This is a genomic window from Priestia sp. TGN 0903 (assembly GCF_050846855.1).
In the GTDB taxonomy this organism is placed as follows: domain Bacteria; phylum Bacillota; class Bacilli; order Bacillales; family Bacillaceae_H; genus Priestia; species Priestia zanthoxyli.
Genome location: NZ_JBOZGL010000001.1, coordinates 1,119,554 through 1,138,165, shown reverse-complemented (window position 1 = coordinate 1,138,165; position 18,612 = coordinate 1,119,554). Strand labels below are relative to the sequence as shown.

Annotated in this window: 14 protein-coding genes; 11 read left to right on the top strand and 3 right to left on the bottom strand. The window is 38.8% G+C overall.

Annotation, left to right across the window (positions count from 1 at the left end):
- Window positions 1-49: 49 nt before the first annotated feature.
- The gene (zwf, locus tag ACRPLY_RS05810) at window positions 50-1,564 is read right to left on the bottom strand and encodes a glucose-6-phosphate dehydrogenase (RefSeq protein WP_432231657.1); all 1,515 of its coding nucleotides are present in this window, start codon (window positions 1,562-1,564) and stop codon (window positions 50-52) included.
- Window positions 1,565-1,728: 164 nt separating this feature from the next.
- Between zwf and ACRPLY_RS05805 the strand changes: the two genes are divergently transcribed.
- From ACRPLY_RS05805 to ACRPLY_RS05755, 11 genes are all read left to right on the top strand, one after another.
- Entirely contained in the window at window positions 1,729-2,094 is a 366-nt protein-coding gene (locus tag ACRPLY_RS05805; protein WP_014460848.1) for a winged helix-turn-helix transcriptional regulator, read from the top strand.
- 203 nt (window positions 2,095-2,297) lie between these two features.
- Window positions 2,298-2,939 carry a 3-hexulose-6-phosphate synthase gene (gene hxlA / locus ACRPLY_RS05800; RefSeq protein WP_034266616.1) on the top strand — a complete coding sequence of 214 codons (642 nt, stop codon included), beginning with the start codon at window positions 2,298-2,300 and terminating at the stop codon, window positions 2,937-2,939.
- Window positions 2,940-3,300: 361 nt separating this feature from the next.
- Complete coding sequence (locus ACRPLY_RS05795) at window positions 3,301-5,724, top strand: GcvT family protein (protein ID WP_432231688.1); 2,424 nt, start codon at window positions 3,301-3,303, stop codon at window positions 5,722-5,724.
- Window positions 5,725-5,754: 30 nt separating this feature from the next.
- Window positions 5,755-6,915, top strand: coding sequence for an N-methyl-L-tryptophan oxidase (solA, locus tag ACRPLY_RS05790; protein WP_098113429.1), 1,161 nt, complete (start codon window positions 5,755-5,757; stop codon window positions 6,913-6,915).
- A gap of 66 nt (window positions 6,916-6,981) precedes the next feature.
- A complete protein-coding gene (locus tag ACRPLY_RS05785; protein WP_047751332.1) occupies window positions 6,982-8,130 on the top strand; it encodes an aromatic ring-hydroxylating oxygenase subunit alpha in 1,149 nt (382 codons plus the stop codon).
- Between the two features lie 81 nt (window positions 8,131-8,211).
- Window positions 8,212-9,465, top strand: coding sequence for a quaternary amine ABC transporter ATP-binding protein (locus ACRPLY_RS05780; RefSeq protein WP_432231656.1), 1,254 nt, complete (start codon window positions 8,212-8,214; stop codon window positions 9,463-9,465).
- Window positions 9,466-9,467: 2 nt separating this feature from the next.
- Window positions 9,468-10,331: an ABC transporter permease gene (locus ACRPLY_RS05775; RefSeq protein ID WP_028413966.1), complete on the top strand. Its 864-nt coding sequence runs from the start codon at window positions 9,468-9,470 to the stop codon at window positions 10,329-10,331.
- A gap of 21 nt (window positions 10,332-10,352) precedes the next feature.
- The gene (locus tag ACRPLY_RS05770) at window positions 10,353-11,234 is read left to right on the top strand and encodes a glycine betaine ABC transporter substrate-binding protein (protein ID WP_098113427.1); all 882 of its coding nucleotides are present in this window, start codon (window positions 10,353-10,355) and stop codon (window positions 11,232-11,234) included.
- Window positions 11,235-11,363: 129 nt separating this feature from the next.
- Window positions 11,364-12,416 (top strand): pyruvate kinase, encoded by a 1,053-nt coding sequence (locus ACRPLY_RS05765; protein ID WP_047751329.1) that lies wholly within the window; start codon window positions 11,364-11,366, stop codon window positions 12,414-12,416.
- A 492-nt stretch (window positions 12,417-12,908) separates the two neighbouring features.
- Entirely contained in the window at window positions 12,909-15,662 is a 2,754-nt protein-coding gene (locus ACRPLY_RS05760; protein WP_432231655.1) for a CHASE3 domain-containing protein, read from the top strand.
- A gap of 18 nt (window positions 15,663-15,680) precedes the next feature.
- Window positions 15,681-16,535, top strand: coding sequence for a CheR family methyltransferase (locus tag ACRPLY_RS05755; protein WP_028413962.1), 855 nt, complete (start codon window positions 15,681-15,683; stop codon window positions 16,533-16,535).
- A gap of 30 nt (window positions 16,536-16,565) precedes the next feature.
- On the opposite strand, the gene ACRPLY_RS05750 is transcribed toward ACRPLY_RS05755, so the two are convergent.
- Both ACRPLY_RS05750 and ACRPLY_RS05745 read right to left on the bottom strand, forming a co-directional pair.
- The gene (locus tag ACRPLY_RS05750; protein ID WP_028413961.1) at window positions 16,566-17,705 is read right to left on the bottom strand and encodes a SpoIIE family protein phosphatase; all 1,140 of its coding nucleotides are present in this window, start codon (window positions 17,703-17,705) and stop codon (window positions 16,566-16,568) included.
- 186 nt (window positions 17,706-17,891) lie between these two features.
- The gene (locus ACRPLY_RS05745; protein WP_028413960.1) at window positions 17,892-18,506 is read right to left on the bottom strand and encodes a LysE family translocator; all 615 of its coding nucleotides are present in this window, start codon (window positions 18,504-18,506) and stop codon (window positions 17,892-17,894) included.
- Window positions 18,507-18,612: the final 106 nt, after the last annotated feature.

Below are 18,612 nucleotides of genomic sequence, written 5' to 3'. Positions count from 1 at the left end.
GTCTCAATCTCTTTTTATAGATTAGAAATAATCTAGGGTAATTATAAAACTACCACCACTTAAACCCATCTTCTTCTAACAAATGCTTTGAAGCTGTTGGTCCCATTGTACCAGCAGAGTAAAAATGAAGAGGAAAGTCCTCATTGTTAAAAGCTTCTAAAATAGGCTGCACCCATTTCCAAGATAATTCAACTTCTTCCCAATGAGCAAAAAACGTGGAGTCTCCCTGTAGAGCATCAAATAACAGCAGTTCATAAGCTTCTGGTACTTCTTTTTGATTTGTGGAGAAATTGATAAAAATAGGTTCGATTTTATTGCCATTCAAAGGATTTTTGCTGTTTAATTGCAGCGAAATACCTTCATTTGGGCTGATTTCGACAACTAAAAGGTTAGGAATGATTTCATCGGCTGTATAAACCTCCTTTAAAGGATGTTTAAATTCAATGACGATACGCGTGCATTTTTTACTCATTCTTTTTCCCGTGCGAAGATAGAAAGGCACTCCTTTCCAAAGCTCATGATCAATCCATACCCGGACTGCTATAAATGTGTCATTGACGGAAGCAGCATTGATGCCGGGCTCTTCTTTATATCCTATAACGGAACAATTTTGGATTTTTCCCGCTTTGTATTGACCTCTTATGACGTTCGAATGGATAACCTCTTTTTGTAGAGGGCGAAGGCTTTTCATAATTTTTATCTTTTGTTGGCGAGTCTTTGCGATGTTAAGTGTCTTTGGCAGCTGCATGGCAGTCATCATAAGCATTTGAAGCATATGGTTTTGGAACATATCCCTAATTGCACCGGACTGATCATAGTAAGGCGCTCTTTCTTCTACACCAACTGTTTCACTAGCTGTAATTTGGACATTTGCAACGTAGTGATGATTCCATAGTGCTTGTAAAATAGGGTTTGCAGCTGCTAGAGCCTCCAAATTTTGAATCATTGGTTTTCCCAGATAGTGGTCGATACGATAAATCTCTTCTTCATTGAACGTTTCAGTAAGCTTTTGATTTAACACTTGAGCAGATTGTAAATCGTGTCCGAAAGGCTTTTCGATAATAAGACGTTTCCAGCCTTTTGTAGATCCTAATCCGCCGCTATTTATATTTGAAGCAATAACGTCTACAAATTCAGGAGCCACTGATAAATAGAAAAGACGATTTTCAGGAATATTTAATTCTGCTTCACCTTCTTGAATAGCATGCAGCAACTGGTCATATCCATCACTGTTGGTAACATCCATTTTATGATAGCGAACTGTCTTAAGAAATTCTTTTATCTTGGATTCACCTTGGCTAAAGCGCCTTGAAAAAGTCTTTACGGATTCTCCTACATATATTTGAAAGGCATCATTAGACCAGTTGCTTCTACCCGTACCAATAATAGAAAAGGAAGAAGGCAGCTTTTTATCTAAAAATAAATTATATAACGCAGGAAAAATTTTTCTTTTAGCTAAATCTCCTGTTGCTCCAAATAAGATAAAGGTCATGGAATCCACTTCTAACGCTTGTGGTAAATGAGACTTGAGACAATTATCACGTGAACGAGCTACGCTGTCCAATTGATCTCCTCCTTTATTTTAACGGTCTATTGCAGTGAATATAGTCTTTTACCATCTTTACAGATTACAGTATAGAAGGTACAATTTTCCTTTATAAGTAGACACTTTATTTTCATATAGTGTCTAAAACTATACTATTACGCATAAAAAGGGAGGAAAAAGGATTGAGCAGACTTTTTAGCAAAACGTTTAACTGTGAAAAGGAATTAACGTTGACGATTATTGGAGGCAAGTGGAAAATGTTGATTATGTGGCATCTAGGAAAAGAAGGAACAAAGCGATTTGGTGAGTTAAAATCTATGATGCCGGGAATTACTCAGCGAATGTTAGTAAGTCAGCTGCGAGAATTAGAAGAAGATCAAATCGTTCACCGAAAAGTCTATCCGGTTGTACCTCCAAAAGTTGAATATTCCTTGACTGAGCACGGGAGAAGCTTGATGCCCATTCTTGAAAGCATGGACGAGTGGGGAAAAAATTATATGGAAACCTTTATAGAACCTGAAATGAATAACTCCACACATATGGGATAAAATCTTTTCTTGAGAAGGTTACAAAAACGCCTTTATTATTCAGAATTTTCTAAAATAAATACAAGTGATAAGATACACCGAAGCATCCATAGTATATTTTTAGTGACTATATGTTTTAAAAGTGCCTACTTTTTTTTAAAAAGTAACGGTTTTACAATGAATTCATGCTAGGCAACCCCATTTAATGAAGGAGTGAAGCAGGTATGGAACTTCAATTAGCATTGGATCTTGTAAATATTTCAGAGGCAAAAGAAGTAGTGCAGGAGGTTCAAGAGTATATCGATATTGTAGAAATTGGTACTCCGGTTGTGATTAACGAAGGGCTAAAAGCAGTCAAAGAAATCAAGGAAGCATTTCCGTCTTTAAAGGTATTAGCTGATTTGAAAATTATGGATGCAGGTGCTTATGAAGTCATGAAAGCTTCTGAAGCGGGTGCTAGTATTATTACCATACTTGGCGCTACTAACGATTCGACTATAAAAGGCGCTGTAGAAGAGGCCAAAAAACAAGGAACACAAATTCTTGTCGATATGATTAATGTAAAAAACCTTGAACAACGTGCAAAAGAAGTCGATGCACTCGGTGTTGACTATATTTGTGTACACACAGGGTATGATCTTCAAGCTGAAGGAGAAACCCCGTTCGAGCAGCTTCAAACGATTAAACGAGTTGTGAAAAATGCAAAAACAGCGGTGGCAGGAGGTATTAAACTGAATACACTTCCTGAAGTCGTGCAGTCACAGCCGGATCTTGTGATTGTAGGAGGGGGGATTACAAGTGAAAAAGACAAAAGAAACGTTGCAGAAGAAATGAAAAAAGTAGTCAAACAAGCAACTTTGGTCTAAAAATAAGCAAAAGTATTTAAGCCTTCAAAATTAATTAATCGGTAAATGGTTTAAAAAGAAGATAGCTAAGTTATTTTAGCTATCTTCTTTCCGCCATTTTTGGTATAACCATTCATTGATAAGTGTCATTTTGACAGATAGATAGTTTCTTTAAAATTCGTTATTCGAAAGAAAAAAACGGCGATTTTTCTGGGATTTTAAAGTTAAGAAAGCGTTATCCGAACATTAGCGGAAGAAAGGGAAAAAAATCTATGTCACACTTTTTGACAAAATACTTTGAAAATTATGAATATTAAAAATATAATTAACTATCGACAATATTTAACATCTTCAAACCAAAAAAGGAGGGAGATATAAAGTGATGGAACATAAGAGGATAGTAGTGATAGGAGCTGGAATTGTCGGGTGCAGCATTGCCTACTATTTAAGTAAAATGGGGCAACGAAACATAACAGTGATTGAGCAAGGCCCTTTGCTAGAAACAGGAGGATCTACTTCTCACGCTCCGGGGCTTGTATTTCAGCTTAGCTTTTCAAAAATCCTGACAACACTAGCTTCTCAAACAGTCGAGACCTTTAAAGAGTTGAGTACAGATGAACAGCGCTCGTTTTATCCTGTCGGCAGTTTAGAAGTTGCCCGTACACCAGAGCGATTAGAAGATCTAAAGAGAAAGGCTGGTGTTGCCAGCTCATGGGGAATCGAAGCTTTTCTTCTTTCACCGCAGGAATGCGCGGAAAAAAATTCGTTGATTTGTCCTGATCGTATTTGCGGAGGTCTCTATGTTCCGTCAGACGGTATTGCTAAACCTTTGCATGCCGTTGATAAAATGACTCGTTTTTCTAAAGAGTGCGGAGTAGAGTTTTACGGTCATACAGAAGTGACGGATATTGAAGTGACAAAGGGTCAAGTAAAAGCAGTGTACACAAGTGTCGGGAAATTCGAAGCAGATTTAATCGTATGCTGTGCTGGATTTTGGGGACCTCGCATCGGAGAAATGGTCGGTGTAACGATCCCTCTTCAGCCAATGGCTCATCAATATGTGTTTACAAATGATTTACTTGAGTTGAACGGAGAAACGGAAGAAGCCGCCACTCCTCTTATTCGAGATCAAGATAATTCAATTTATTTTCGTCAAGTAGAAAAAGGGCTTGGGATTGGATCATATCAGCATGAGCCGTTTCCAGTTGAACTCAGTGATATTACAAAATACGGAGAAACAAAAGAAATGCCTTCTGTTAAACCTTTTACACCAAAAGATTTTGAAAAACCGTGGGAAGATTCAATAGAGTTAATTCCGACATTAAAACAAACGGGAATAAAAAAAGGAATGAACGGCATTTTTTCATTCACGCCCGATGGTATGCCGCTGCTTGGTGAATCACAAACGGTACAGGGATTTTGGGTAGCAGAAGCTATATGGGTAACGCACTCTGCAGGTGTCGCAAAACAAATGGCTGAATGGATGATGAATGGTGCGCCGACTGTGGATTTAGAGCTATGCGACATTAATCGTTTCGATACGTATGCATGCAGCCCTGCTTATTACAAACAGCGGTCTATTGAAGAGTATGAAGAGGTTTATAGTATTCACCATCCATTTATGCAGCGAAAAGTATCGCGAAACATGCGCGTGAGTCCATTTTATATGCGTCAACAAGAACTGAAAGCTTATTTTAATGAAAAAGCAGGATGGGAGCAGCCACAGTGGTATGAAGCTAACTATCCGCTTATATCTACTTATGAAAAGATGATGGTAATAAGAAATGGATGGGCTGCTGAATATTGGTCACCAATTATTGAAGCTGAACATTTGCATACTCGTCAGCACGCAGCTCTTTACGATACAACGGCAGCAAAGAAAAGGTTAGAAATTAAAGGAGAAGGAGCTCTCCAGTTTTTACAGAAGCTAACGACAGGAAATATAGACATTGCAGTAGGTCAAAGCATACGCACGTGTATGTTGCATGAGCGAGGCGGCATAAAAGATCAAATAACGGTTATTCGCAAAAATATATCCACTTTCTTGATTGTTTGTACGGGAGCTGTAGAAGCAAGCTGGATTCAAAAACACGTGCCACACAGCGATCAAGTTGTTTTTCAAGATGTAACGTCAGGGACATGCAGTTTAGCATTAATTGGCCCTAAAGCTACAGGAGTAATGAAGTCCATGGTTCAACGCTCAGACCTTGGCAACACTTGGATTGAAGGGCAAGCGAAAACGCTGTTTATCGAAAATGTTTCAGTCCTTGCTCTGCGTGATTCCTGCGGGGGAATGGAGAGATGGGAATTAATTACGACTTCCGATCAAGGTCTGAATTTATGGGATTTATTAATGGAAGAAGGACAGCCTTATCAGCTGATTGCTGGGGGAGACCGAGCTCTTGAAAACCTTCGAATTGAATCTTTTTCGTTAAAAAGCGGGAAAGACTTTTGGAGCGAACATCATCCATATGAAGTCGACCTTCATGAAATGGTTGATTTAACAAAACCAGTTTTTATTGGAAAAGAGGCATTGCTTGATCGTCAGCGAAAAGATTCTGAAACAGTATTAGCGACGCTCATATTAGATGATCCTTCAGTGATAGTAATGGGATATGAACCGGTCTTTTATGGAGAAACGGCCCTCGGATTTGTGACAAGTGCTGGCTATTCATACAGCTTAGGCAAAGGAATTGTACACACCTTATTATCTCAAGCTGTAAATGAAGAAATGGTTTTAGAAGTTGAATACTTTGGTCAGCGTTATAAAGCAGCAATGATGACACACTCCCCAGCGGTAGTTTAATTGATCAATCGAAAGGCAGGAGGAATGCAGATGTCAACACATTATGATGTCATTATTATCGGATTAGGAGCTATGGGGAGTACGGCTGCTTATCAGCTCGCCAAAAAAGGGCAGCGGGTATTGGGGTTAGAACAATACGGTCCTGCTCATGATCTAGGATCGAGTCACGGCGGTTCTAGAATTATTCGGCAGTCGTATTTTGAAGACCCTGCTTATGTTCCATTGTTGCTTCGCGCCTACGAATTGTGGAATGAAATTGAAAGAGAAAGCGGTCAAGAAATTTTTACGGTTACCGGTGGACTTATGATGGGACCTCCTGAAAGCTTGACGGTTTCTGGAAGCATCGAAAGCTCTAAACAGTGGAATCTTGCGTATGAGATTCTAGAAGCAAAGGATATTTACAAACGGTTTCCGGTATTTACACCTTCACCTGCTACGGTTGCTCTATATGAAGAAAAAGCTGGATTCGTTAGGCCGGAAGCAAGCGTATATACTCACCTTCTTCAAGCAGAAAAATACGGAGCTGAGCTTCATTTTTTTGAAGAAGTGGTGTCGTGGGAAGCCCATCCTTCTGGTGAAGGCGTGCGTGTTGTAACAGCTAATGGAATATATGAAGCTGGAAAAATCATTATTTCTGCAGGCGCCTGGGCACCCGATTTATTACGGGAATTAGGTGTTAGCTTACAAGTAGAGCGTCATGTGCAAATGTTTTTTGAACCAACACAAGGAATAGACGTTTTTTCAGTGGGAAAACAGCCGATTTATATTTGGGAAGCAGATGATTATGTACAGTTGTATGGTTTCCCTTCTTTTGGATTAAAGGCTGAAGGAGCAAAAGTGGCGTTTTTCCGAAAAGGAACGGCGTGTACGCCGGAAACGATTGATCGAAATATATATGAAGATGAAGTGAACATGATGCGGCACTATCTAGCTCAAGGTCTTCCGCAGCTCAACGGTCGGTTTTTACAAGGGAAAACGTGCATGTATACCAATACACCAGATGAACATTTTGTCATTTCGCTGCATCCTGAATATCCTCAAGTAGCAATTGCAGCGGGATTTTCCGGACATGGTTTTAAGTTTGCAAGCGTAGTAGGAGAGATTTTAGCAGATTTAGTGACAGAGGGAAAAACCAATCACCCAATTGATTTGTTTGCTCCGCAGCGATTTGCGGCGAACAAAATAGTATAAATCGTCGTCAGCTCTTGCGAATGGTTCTATTTAAATGTTTCTAAAGAAGCGAAGGAGGAATAGCAGATGGTTATGGAACATGGTTTAGTAAATGATAATGGGAGACTTGAGCCCACGTTGAAAGGAGAGCTGTATACATCTTCGGACATTTTTAAGTTAGAAAAAGATCATATATTTTCTAAATCATGGAGTTTAGTTGCATTTGAATACGAAATAGCAGAACCAGGACAATATATTACGACGAGAGTTGAAGGCGAAAATATTTTAATTACTAGAGGAAAAGACCATATACTGCGAGGATTTTTAAACGTATGTCGGCATCGAGGAGCTAAGCTGTGCAGCCAAGCATCCGGTAAAGCAGGGGTCATTCGCTGTCCGTATCATTCGTGGAGCTATAGCTTAGATGGTGATTTAGTAGGTGTTCCTAACACAAGCCACTGTCGAGAAGAACTCGTGCATAACGAAAGTTACGGACTAACATCCGTTCACATTGAAGTGTGGCACGGCATGGTTTGGGTTAATTTATCAGACAATCCGATATCTGTTGAATATCAGCTAGATGCACAAATTTTTGATCGTTTTGGAGAGCTTTATACGTTTGCTAGGTATGAAATTCAAAATTTAAAATCCGCTCATCGTGAAGAGTACGAAGTCGAGGCAAACTGGAAGCTTATTGTAGAAAACTTTCAAGAGTGTTATCACTGTTCCTCTATTCACCCTGAACTTACGGCAACGCTCCCTGAATTTCGTTCGGGAGTCGGCACTCAAAATTCAGTAGGGGGTGGAGCTAAGTTTGGCAATGAGTTAGAAGGTTTTTCAATTAGCGGGAAAGGAAGCCGTCCTATGTTAAAAGGGTTGCTTCCTGAAGATGACCGCACGTATTTTGGCATTACCGTTCTGCCGCTTGTATTTATCAACTTAACACCGGATCACGTTATTATTCATCGTATTATTCCAATCAGTGCAGAAAAGTCCAAAGTAATTTGCGAATGGTTATTCGACCCGGAAGAAATGGCTAAGCCTGATTTTGACCCAAAAGATGCCGTGGAATTATTTCACCGCGTTAATTTACAAGATTTTGAAGCGTGTGAGTGGTGTCAAGAAAATATGAGCTCAAAATCTTATAAAGAAGGAGGGATTTTAGTACCTATCGAACAGCACGTTTCGCATTTTTACAATTATGTATTAGAAGCAATCGGTATGAAGGTCGAATAGTAAATAGAAGCGGTCTGGCACATTATCTCGGTGTGCCAGACCATCTCTAACAATCTACTTTAAAAATAAGGGGGAAATAAATTGAGTACAAGCTCTAAACTAACAGAACCCATTATCCGCGTTACCGATGTTTCAAAAGTGTTTGGCCGTCAAAAAGAACAGGCTCTTAAGCTGAGAGAGTCTGGACAAAGTAAATATGAAGTCGAACAAGCTACTAAGACAACCGTTGCTATTTACAATTCTCATTTCGAAGTGAAAAAGGGAGAAACCTTTGTGTTAATTGGATTATCAGGAAGCGGTAAATCTACTTTACTTCGATGTTTGAACGGACTTATAGAACCAACAGAAGGGACGGTATATCTAGAAAATACAGATATTTCTCATATGCCAAAAAGACAGCTTCAGCAAGTACGAAGAAATAAAATTGGAATGGTATTCCAAAATGTAGGCCTTCTTCCAAACCGCACCGTAATTGACAACATTACGTTCGGTCTAGAAATTCAAGGCGTATCAGCAAGCGAAAGGGAAAAGCGAGGGAAAGAGGCGCTTGAAATGGTGGGGTTAAATGGACAAGCTTATAAAAGAATTTATGAATTATCAGGAGGTATGCAGCAGCGGGTTGGATTAGCGAGAGCCCTTGCTTCTGAACAAGAGATTTTGCTGATGGATGAGCCTTTTTCGGCGTTAGATCCTCTTATTCGAAGAGATATGCAAAAGCTATTTCTTGATATTCAAGGAGAAGTACAAAAAACAGTTATCTTTGTAACGCATGATCTAGATGAAGCATTAACTTTAGGGCACCGGGCTGCCGTAATGAAAGACGGAGAGATTGTACAGCTTGGAACGGCTGAAGATATTTTAAGTCAACCCGCAACCGATTATGTAAAACTGCTTGTTCAAGACGTTAATTACGGCAAAATCCGCCTTGCTAAAGACGCTGTTATTCCGGTAGAAACGGCTGCCTATGAGTATGAATCACCACAAGTTATATTAAGAAGAATGAGAACCAGTCATTTATCTACGATTTTTGTTCTTGATAGTTCTGACCGCTTATTAGGTATGATGAGCATCTATACAGTGATGGAGCTTATTGAAGCTCATAAGCATGATTTAAAAGGAAAAGCATTGACACAGCCGCATTGCGTCAATCCTGATATGTCTTTACAAGAAATGATTCCTCTATTTACAGACAGTCATTCGCCTGTAGTCATTGTTGATAATCATCATCGCCTACAAGGTATGATTTCCCCGAGTACTCTTATTGCAAATCTCACTGAACGTATTGCAGTGACCGAGCAGCAAGAAGTTAAATCATATCAAGTGGAGGTTCGATAAATATGATGGTGAATGCTGCGATGATTCCTCGTATTCCTTTAGATAAATGGGCAAATTCATTTGTTGATTACATGATTGATAGTTTTTCAGGTGTATTTACTGGAATCAACCAGATAATGACCAGTTTAATCAGCAGCCTTGAATGGGCATTGACAGCCTCTCCTCCGCTAGTAACTGTCCTTGTTTTTGTTCTATTAGCGCTATGGTTGACAGATTGGAAGATAGCTGCATTTACGTGTTTTGGGTTACTTCTTATTATTAGCTTGGATTTATGGGAAGCATCAATGCTGACCTTATCTCTCGTTTTAGCTTCTACGATTATCTCACTTTTATTCGGCGTTCCTTTAGGCATATTATCACACCGCTTTAACAAAGTGGGGGCAGTCATAAAGCCTATTCTTGATATTATGCAAACGATGCCTGCTTTTGTTTACTTAATTCCTTCCGTACTTTTATTTGGATTAGGGAATGTTACAGCTCTTATTGCTACGTTTATTTTCGCAATGCCGCCTGCCGTTCGTCTGACGCTGCTTGGGCTTCAGCAAGTTCCGCACACCACTTTAGAAGCAGCGGAAGCTTTTGGAGCGACAGAATGGCAAAAATTAATTAAAGTCCAGCTGCCGCTCGCTTTGCCTATGATTATGTCGGGTGTAAACCAAGTTATTATGCTATCACTTTCGATGGTTGTTATTTCTTCCATGGTCGGTGCGGGAGGCCTAGGTGCAGAGGTATTACGAAGCATCAGTATGCTGGATGTAGGCTTAGGGTTTATCGGTGGGATTGCGGTTGTTATTATTGCCGTTATCTTAGATCGTTTAACGCATCTTTCTACTCGAAAAAGCCAAGATATTCAATCAAGCAAATAAAATGGATAAAGGTGGGATTAGATGAAACATTCAAAAAAAATTTCTTTTATTATGCTAACAATCGTCGTCATGCTGCTTGTCTCTGCATGCGGAAATAGCAATACGGCAAGCGGCACGACGACTAAAAAAGAAATTACAATTGGGTACATACCATGGGACGAAGCCGTAGCCGTTACGTTTTTATGGAAGGAATTATTAGAGGAAAAAGGCTATAAAGTTAAAGCAGTTCAAAGTGACGTAGCCCCGCTTTTCTCAGGAGTTGCTCAAGGAAATATTGATTTATTTTTGGATGTATGGATGCCTACTACCCATAGTTCTTACATGAAAAGATTCGGAAAACAAGTAGACGTTCTCGGCACTTGGTACGATCAAGCAGACAGCGGATTAGCCGTTCCCGACTATGTAGACGCGCAGTCGATAGGTGATTTAAAAAATAAGAAAGAAGAGTTTAACGGAAAGATTATTAGCATTGAACCGGGATCTGGAATCAATGGTCTTACGAAAGACCATGCCATGCCCAGCTATGGGTTAACAGACTGGAATTTAGTAGAGAGCAGTACAGCTGCGATGCTATCGGAATTGGATAAAGCCATTGCTAATAAAGAACCTATTGTTGTTACGTTATGGCGCCCGCACTGGGCTTTTGAAAAGTATAATCTCAGATACTTAAAAGATCCCAAAAATACGATGAATCCAACTGGACCTGAGAAAATACAGTCAATCAGTAAAAAAGCTTTTAAGGAAGATTATCCAGAAGCAGCAAAGTGGCTTAAAGATTTTTCGATTAGCGCTGATCAATTGGCATCATTAGAATCAGAAATTAACAGTGCAAAAGACGAAACAAAAGGCGTGAAAAACTGGATTTCTAAAAATAAGAAAGTGACGGAAAGCTGGGTAAAGTAATAAAAAGGCTGTCTCTTAGGCAAGTTATTGACTAAGAGGCATTTTTTTGTGGTGATATACCTATTTTTGTATAAAGCTTATCTCTTTTATGGAAATGGGCATCCTACATTAAAAGGATGGTGAAAGGCAGTGGCAATCGATAGAATCTGTACAATCGGACCTGTTAGTAATAAGAAAGATGTACTAGAGAGACTGTTGGAAAAAGGAATGACAATTGCTCGGCTGAATTTATCTCATGGGTCGCATGAAAGTCATAAAACAATTATAGATACGTTAAGATCTTTAAATTCCTCTATTCAAATTTTAGGAGATTTACAAGGTCCTAAAATTAGACTTGGAGTGATAAAGTCAAAAGAAATAGTGTTAAAAGAAGGCGCATCTTTTATTTTATATACAGAGCAGATGTCAGGAAATGAAAAAGGAGCCAGCGTTGACTATAAGGGTATCGTGAAGGATGTTCAAACAGGAAGCAAAATCTTAATCAATGACGGTCAAGTAGAACTGGCTGTTGAAGGAGTAGAAGAAGATACACTTGTCACAAAGGTAAAAAAGGGCGGATCTATTTCGTCTCATAAAGGCGTGAATTTGCCAGGTGCTCGCGTCGGTTTGCCGGCCATTACTGAAAAAGACAAAAAAGACATCGTATTCTTATTGAAAGAAAAAGTAGATTTTCTTGCTTGTTCGTTCGTAAGAACCCCTGAACATTTAAAAGACATTAAAGATTTTATCCATTTAAAACATCTAAATGCACCAAAGCTGATTGCGAAAGTGGAAACAATGGAAGCTATAGAAAATTTCAAGCAAATATGTGAAGAAGGCGATGGAATTATGATTGCACGAGGAGATTTAGGGGTAGAGCTACCGTATGAATGGATTCCTTTGCTCCAAAAAATATTAATTCATGAATGCAGCTTGCACGATAAATATGTGATCACCGCGACACAAATGCTTCAATCAATGGTGAGCAGCGCAATTCCTACAAGAGCCGAGGTGACGGATGTGTTTCAGGCAGTACTGGACGGCACGAATGCAGTGATGCTTTCTGCTGAAACAGCAGCTGGGAAATATCCGATTGAAAGCATGGAAACACTTTATAAAGTATCACATCTTGCTGAAACGCTTCAAAATAAAAGAGTTGCGAGCTCCGCAGAGATTTTGGCAATGTTAAAGAGCTCGAGATAAAAAGTACAGCAAGTAGATATGTAAGTTTAAAAAATATATTTAAATTAAAAAAAGTGGCAATGTTTTCTACTATCCAAGTACAATTCAATTAATGAATGCTTTGCATTTTGCATATAAGTATTTATACCTATGTTGTCATAATTTATGTGATTCCCCAAAGCATAAATTACTTTTCATTACCTTATTGTGTACAAATATATTATGAGATAAGCCCATGCCTGTACAGGCATGGGCTTATCTTTATATGGCGTTTTAAAACGTCAATTTCTAATTGGGGAATTAATCTTCACCTCTTGCACAATAAATATTCTTCTGTACAAAAATAGAGTGTATAATAGGAATGTTGACTTGATAGGAAAAAGAGAGAAGCCTTATCAAGCAAAGGAAGATGGAGTGGAGAGTGTGTACTGAAAGTGAAATTGTCCAGCGGCAAAAATAAACATGTTTTTCGAATGCTTCTAGAAGAATATCTAGAATGAAAGTAGGAACATTATGGAAAAGAAAATGAGGTTTGGCATCAAATCCAAAATTATTATTGGATATTTAATTGTTATTGTCTGTTTATTTATTGCATTTATTGTTTTAAACAGTCAAATTTCATCTTTGCAAAAAGAGCGAAATTTTATCATTGATCATGATATTGAAGTCCATGATCTGACCAATCGAATTGAAAAGCACCTGCTTGATATGGAAACCGGACAAAGAGGCTATATTATTACAGGAGAAGCGAGTTACTTAGAACCTTATAACAGTGCAGCAACAAGTTGGGAAAAAGATTATAATGCGCTGTATCAGCTTCTAAATAATAATCCAAATCAGCAGGAGAAACTGGAGAAGATTAAAGGAAGTATTCAAGACTGGATTGAAGCTGCTGGTGAACCGACCATTGCATTAAAAAAAGAAAATAATACAAAAGAGCTTCAGCAATTTTTTGAGAAAGATCCTGGGCGCCAGTATATGGACGATATACGCAGCCAGTTTACTTCTTTTAGAAATGTAGAGAAAAAATCGACTGAAACAAGAGCAACAGAGTTAGACGAGAAAAATCAAAAAATTAAAATTGGACTTTACGGTTTGCTGTTATTCGTTACGCTTATTTCACTTGCTATCGCTATTGTGTTGTCTAATTCTATTGTGAATACGATTAAAGAAGTTACGCAAACGATCAAACGAATTACGGCTTCAAAAGGCGAGTTAAAAGGAAGAATTAAAGTTCGATCTAATGATGAAATTAAAGATTTAGGGCTAGCCACGAACGCGTTGTTAGAAAATATTGAAGAGCGAAACTGGCTTCAAACGAACATTGCTCATGCTGTAACGATGTACCAAGGCATAGCATCGGTAGACAAGCTTGCGGAAAAATTTCTCTTTACGGTTTCAGAAATGACAGGAGCTTCTTTCGGAGCATTTTATGTTCGAGAGGAAAATGATAAAGGAAACTTATTCGTCAAACAAGCTGCTTTTGCAGATAGAAAAGGCGACGCGGGAAGAGAGAGCTTTTTGATAGGCGAAGGGCTCATTGGACAAGCTGCTTTAGAGAAAAGAACCTTTGTCATAAACGATGTACCTGACACGTACCAGCTCATTACTTCAGGATTAGGAGACGTAAAACCTAAGAGTATTTTTATTGTACCCGTCTTGTTTGAAGATGAAGTAATTGCTGTTATCGAGCTTGCATCGCTGCACGAGTTTACAGTTTTAGAGCAAGAACTTATTAGTCAAGTGATTGAAACGTTTGGTCTCACTATCAATGGCGTAATTAGACGTATGGAAATTGCTCGTCTATTAAAAGAATCTCAGGCGATGACAGAAGAGCTCCAAGCTCAGTCTGAAGAACTTCAAACACAATCAGAAGAACTGCAAATGCAGTCTGAAGAGCTGCGTATGATTAATGAACAGCTAGAAGAAAGAACAAAAGACGCAGAAGAAAAATCGTTTGAATTAGAGGCTGCAAAAGAAGATTTAGAAGAAAAAGCGCATCAGCTGGAGTTGAATTCTCAATATAAATCTGAATTTCTTGCTAATATGTCGCATGAGCTTCGAACACCACTTAACAGCATTCTTATTCTGTCTGAAATGCTTGAGGAAAACGCAGCTAAAACGCTATCTGAAGATGAAGAAGAATACGCTCGTATTATTCATTCTTCAGGAAAAGACTTGCTCGCGTTAATCAACGATATCTTGGATTTATCAAAAGTAGAGTCTGGAAAACTAGATATTTTACTAGCTGAGATGAATATGAGTGAGCTTCCAGATCAAATCGAACGTAATTTCAGCCACGTTGCTGAACAGAAAAACGTACAATTGAAAATTAATAAAGCACAAGATGTACCGGACATCATTCACACAGATGAAAAGAGATTCCAGCAAATTGTGAAAAATCTTTTATCAAATGCATTTAAATTTACGGAATCGGGATCTGTCACAGTATCCATTCAACGAGTAGCTGACCATCGTCTTACAACAGCTATGCGTACAGTTGATACGGATTGCTGGCTAGAAATAGCTGTAGCTGATACAGGGATTGGTATACCAAAAGAAAAGCATCAGCTTATCTTTGAAGCGTTTCAGCAGGCAGATGGAGCTACGGTCCGCAAGTACGGAGGAACAGGACTTGGCTTATCTATTTGCAGTGAGTTTGCAAAATTATTGGGCGGCTGGATTTCTCTAAGCAGTGAAGTAGGAAAAGGAAGTACGTTTACGCTATACCTTCCTAGCCTCTCTAATGGTCTTATTGACTATGAAAAAGTGAATTTTGCATATGAAGAAGTAGCGGTATCTGTAGAAGAAGCTGAACCTGAAGCAGAAATAACTGAAATTGATCATCCTGTACAACCAGTTGAATCTTCACTGCAAGATGGTGAAAATGTGTTTCAAGATAAGCGAGTGCTCATCGTAGATGATGACCAGCGCAACATCTTTGCCTTAAAAACTGCGCTAGCTAAACAAGGTATGACCATTATGACAGCTCATAACGGAATAGAGTGTCTTGAAATGATGGAAAATAGTGAACCATTTGATCTCATTTTAATGGATATTATGATGCCGCAAATGGATGGATATGAAGCCATGCAGAAAATTAGAGGAGAGCTAAAGCTCGTTGATTTGCCTATTATTGCATTAACCGCTAAAGCGATGAAAAACGATCGTGAAAAATGCTTGGAAGCTGGAGCTTCAGATTATATCAGTAAACCTTTAGATTTAAATCAGCTGTTCTCCGTTATGCGTGTATGGCTAGTAAATTAAGCGGGGTATGAAACATAAATGGATATGAAGCACCTAGATTTAAGTGAAGACTTAGTTATGAATAAAAAAACAGATTTAGAGATCGATTTACTGCTGACGGCTATTTATCGATTAACGGGATTCGATTTCAGACAGTACGCTAAATCTTCTATTTGTCGCCGAGTCTATAATCGAATGAAAATTGAACGTATTCCAACCGTGTCTCGATTGTTAGAAAAAGCGATTCACGAAGAAGAATTTATGAATCAGCTTTTAAATGATTTTTCAATAAATGTAACAGAGATGTTTCGCGATCCAAGCTTTTTTAAAGCATTTCGCACAAAAGTGATTCCGGTATTAAAGGATTATCCGGAAATTCGCATTTGGCACGCTGGCTGTGCAACGGGCGAAGAGGTATTTTCTATGGCGATTCTTTTAGAAGAAGAAGGGTTAATGGATAAAACGGTCATTTACGCAACCGATATGAACGAAGATGTATTAGAAAAAGCAAAACAAGGCGCCTTTTCTTTACGTAAAATGAAGTCATATACAAAAAATTATATTCAAGCCGGGGGAAAGAATGCCTTCTCGGAATATTATCAAACGGATCATCACTATGCATATTTTCATCCGTCGCTGTTAAAAAATATTATCTTTGCTCAGCATAATTTAGTCACGGATCAGTCATTTAATGAATTTCACGTCATCATTTGCCGAAACGTCCTTATTTATTTTACAGCTCAGCTGCAAAATCAAGTGTATAATTTATTTTCAGAAAGCCTGTGTGTAAAAGGGTTTCTTGGGCTTGGCGATAAAGAAACGCTTCGCTTTGCTGAGGGAGCAGCTTCTTATATTGAGTTTGCAGGGAACGAGCGCATCTATCAAAAGCAATAAAAAAAGACCTCATTTATGAGGTCTTTTTTATTATGCTTGTGCTTGAATCATAAGCACGCACATGTCATCAGGCTGATTTAACTTTTGTTCTTCTGAGAAAATTTCATTCATAAATGCCTGCGGATTTGTCCATTTTTGTTCAGTAAGTTGTTGAAGACGAAGAGCAGATTCATTTTCGCAAGGGCCCATCGATTCAAGAGCTCCGTCTGTAAATAGCAAAATTTGCACATCGTTCTCAAAGCTGACAACAGATTTCTGAACGTCCATTTCTTCAAAAAACCCTACAGGGCAGCTTCCTCGTTGAAGAGGAACGAGCGTATGTTCATCCACTAACATATAACCTTCTGGGTGTCCGGCATTCACATATTCTACTGTCTTAGCTTCCGTATCAATCACTAAATAAATAGCAGTGAAATAGTAAGGAATTTCATCTTTTTCGCTGTGCAATAATTCCATGTAGCGATTCAACTCTGTAATAACCTGCTCAGGGTCTATGAGGGACTTGATAGCTTCTCTGAGCACAGACGAAATAAACATACAAACAAGCGAGGCAGAGATGCCGTGCCCCATCATATCAAAAAGAATAATACCGTACCGGTGCTCGTCAATTTTGTGCCAATAGTACATATCACCCGCTAATTTAAAAGAAGGATAATATGAAACTTCCATTTGAATATCTTTCTCTCGTAAAGGGGGGCTGAGTAAGTTTTGCTGTACGTGCGTAGCTAAATCTAACTCAGTTTGAATTTTCTTTTCATGTTCCGTGTGCCAGTCAATTTCTGCTTTAAGGCGTAAGGCTACCCGCATACGAGCCAGCAGTTCCACTTTATTAATCGGCTTTGTGACGTAATCTGTTCCGCCAGCGTCTAGAGCTTCTACTAATTTGCTGCTGTCTTCTAGGGCTGTGACAAAGATAATTGGAATATGTTTTAAGCGTTCTACCTGTTGAATTCGCCTGCAGGCTTCGATTCCATCAATTTCGGGCATCATAATATCAAGTAAAATCAAATCGACCGAATTCGTTTTTGAGTTCTCATCGTCCAGGTTAAGATAGTCAAAAAGCGCATGGGCAGACGTAAGAGACACACAGTTATCGTAGCCAGCGCCTTTTAGAATTTTTTCAATCACAAATAGATTGACTTGATTGTCATCTACGAGAAGAATGGTCATGCTTTATTTCCCCTTATTATGTTTGAAGACTATTGATTGAGTATGTAGTTTTCAAGCATTTTTTATACTTTTTCTGTTTTTCTATTTATCTATTATACAGAAAACACAGCGTTTAGGGTATTTTTTAAGATTATTCTTTTCTATTAAAAAAGTCACTTGTCCCCAGAAAAGGAGACAAGTGACTTTTTATAGCAACTTGTATAACGCAAATATCCCGAAAGTCAGTACCACCGCTCCCGAAATACGATTTACCCAGATCAAGCTGTTATTCGTAAACTTCGACCGGGCAAGACTAATAGCAAAACTGAGCGAAAGCCACCAGCAGGCCGATCCTAAAAATACGCCTGCAACCATTGTCAGCGCAGAAGCAACATCAAATGCTGATTTACTAATGCCTACACCAGAAAACACGCCAATAAAAAATAAGATTGTCATTGGATTCGTAACCGTTAAAAAAAGAACGGATGTATACGAACGAAGCAACCCTTCTCCTTTAGCAGCAGCAGCGTGCTCTGCAGGTTGAGAACGAAAAGTTTGTACACCTAAATAGCATAAAAATAATCCCCCAATCAGCTGAAGCCAAATCTTTTGGGTTAATAAAAAGGTTGTAATGAACGTTAGGCCAAACGCAGCGATGCATCCATAAAGAGCATCTGCTGTAGCTGCTCCCAGCCCGGATACAAACCCGTGTAATCGCCCTTTAGATAACGTGCGATTGATGCATAAAATACCAATGGGACCGACGGGAGCAGCAACGGAAAAACCGATCACTAACCCCTTTAGAAAATAAAATAAGTTCATCTTTTACGTTGCTCCTATGAAGTTTTTCTTTAGTATAGTACAAAAGCAATTATGAATGAAGCTAATTTTGAGAAAGGTGTTAACGCATGTTTTTAGTCTGTTCGGG

Excerpts from the sequence above, each read along its gene's own strand:
- hxlA (WP_034266616.1), top strand. The coding sequence starts at position 2,298 with ATGGAACTTCAATTAGCATTGGATCTTGTAAATATTTCAGAGGCAAAA.
- ACRPLY_RS05795 (WP_432231688.1), top strand. The coding sequence starts at position 3,301 with ATGGAACATAAGAGGATAGTAGTGATAGGAGCTGGAATTGTCGGGTGC.
- solA (WP_098113429.1), top strand. The coding sequence starts at position 5,755 with ATGTCAACACATTATGATGTCATTATTATCGGATTAGGAGCTATGGGG.
- ACRPLY_RS05785 (WP_047751332.1), top strand. The coding sequence starts at position 6,982 with ATGGTTATGGAACATGGTTTAGTAAATGATAATGGGAGACTTGAGCCC.
- ACRPLY_RS05775 (WP_028413966.1), top strand. The coding sequence starts at position 9,468 with ATGATGGTGAATGCTGCGATGATTCCTCGTATTCCTTTAGATAAATGG.
- ACRPLY_RS05770 (WP_098113427.1), top strand. The coding sequence starts at position 10,353 with ATGAAACATTCAAAAAAAATTTCTTTTATTATGCTAACAATCGTCGTC.
- ACRPLY_RS05760 (WP_432231655.1), top strand. The coding sequence starts at position 12,909 with ATGGAAAAGAAAATGAGGTTTGGCATCAAATCCAAAATTATTATTGGA.
- ACRPLY_RS05755 (WP_028413962.1), top strand. The coding sequence starts at position 15,681 with ATGGATATGAAGCACCTAGATTTAAGTGAAGACTTAGTTATGAATAAA.
- ACRPLY_RS05750 (WP_028413961.1), bottom strand. The coding sequence starts at position 17,705 with ATGACCATTCTTCTCGTAGATGACAATCAAGTCAATCTATTTGTGATT.
- ACRPLY_RS05745 (WP_028413960.1), bottom strand. The coding sequence starts at position 18,506 with ATGAACTTATTTTATTTTCTAAAGGGGTTAGTGATCGGTTTTTCCGTT.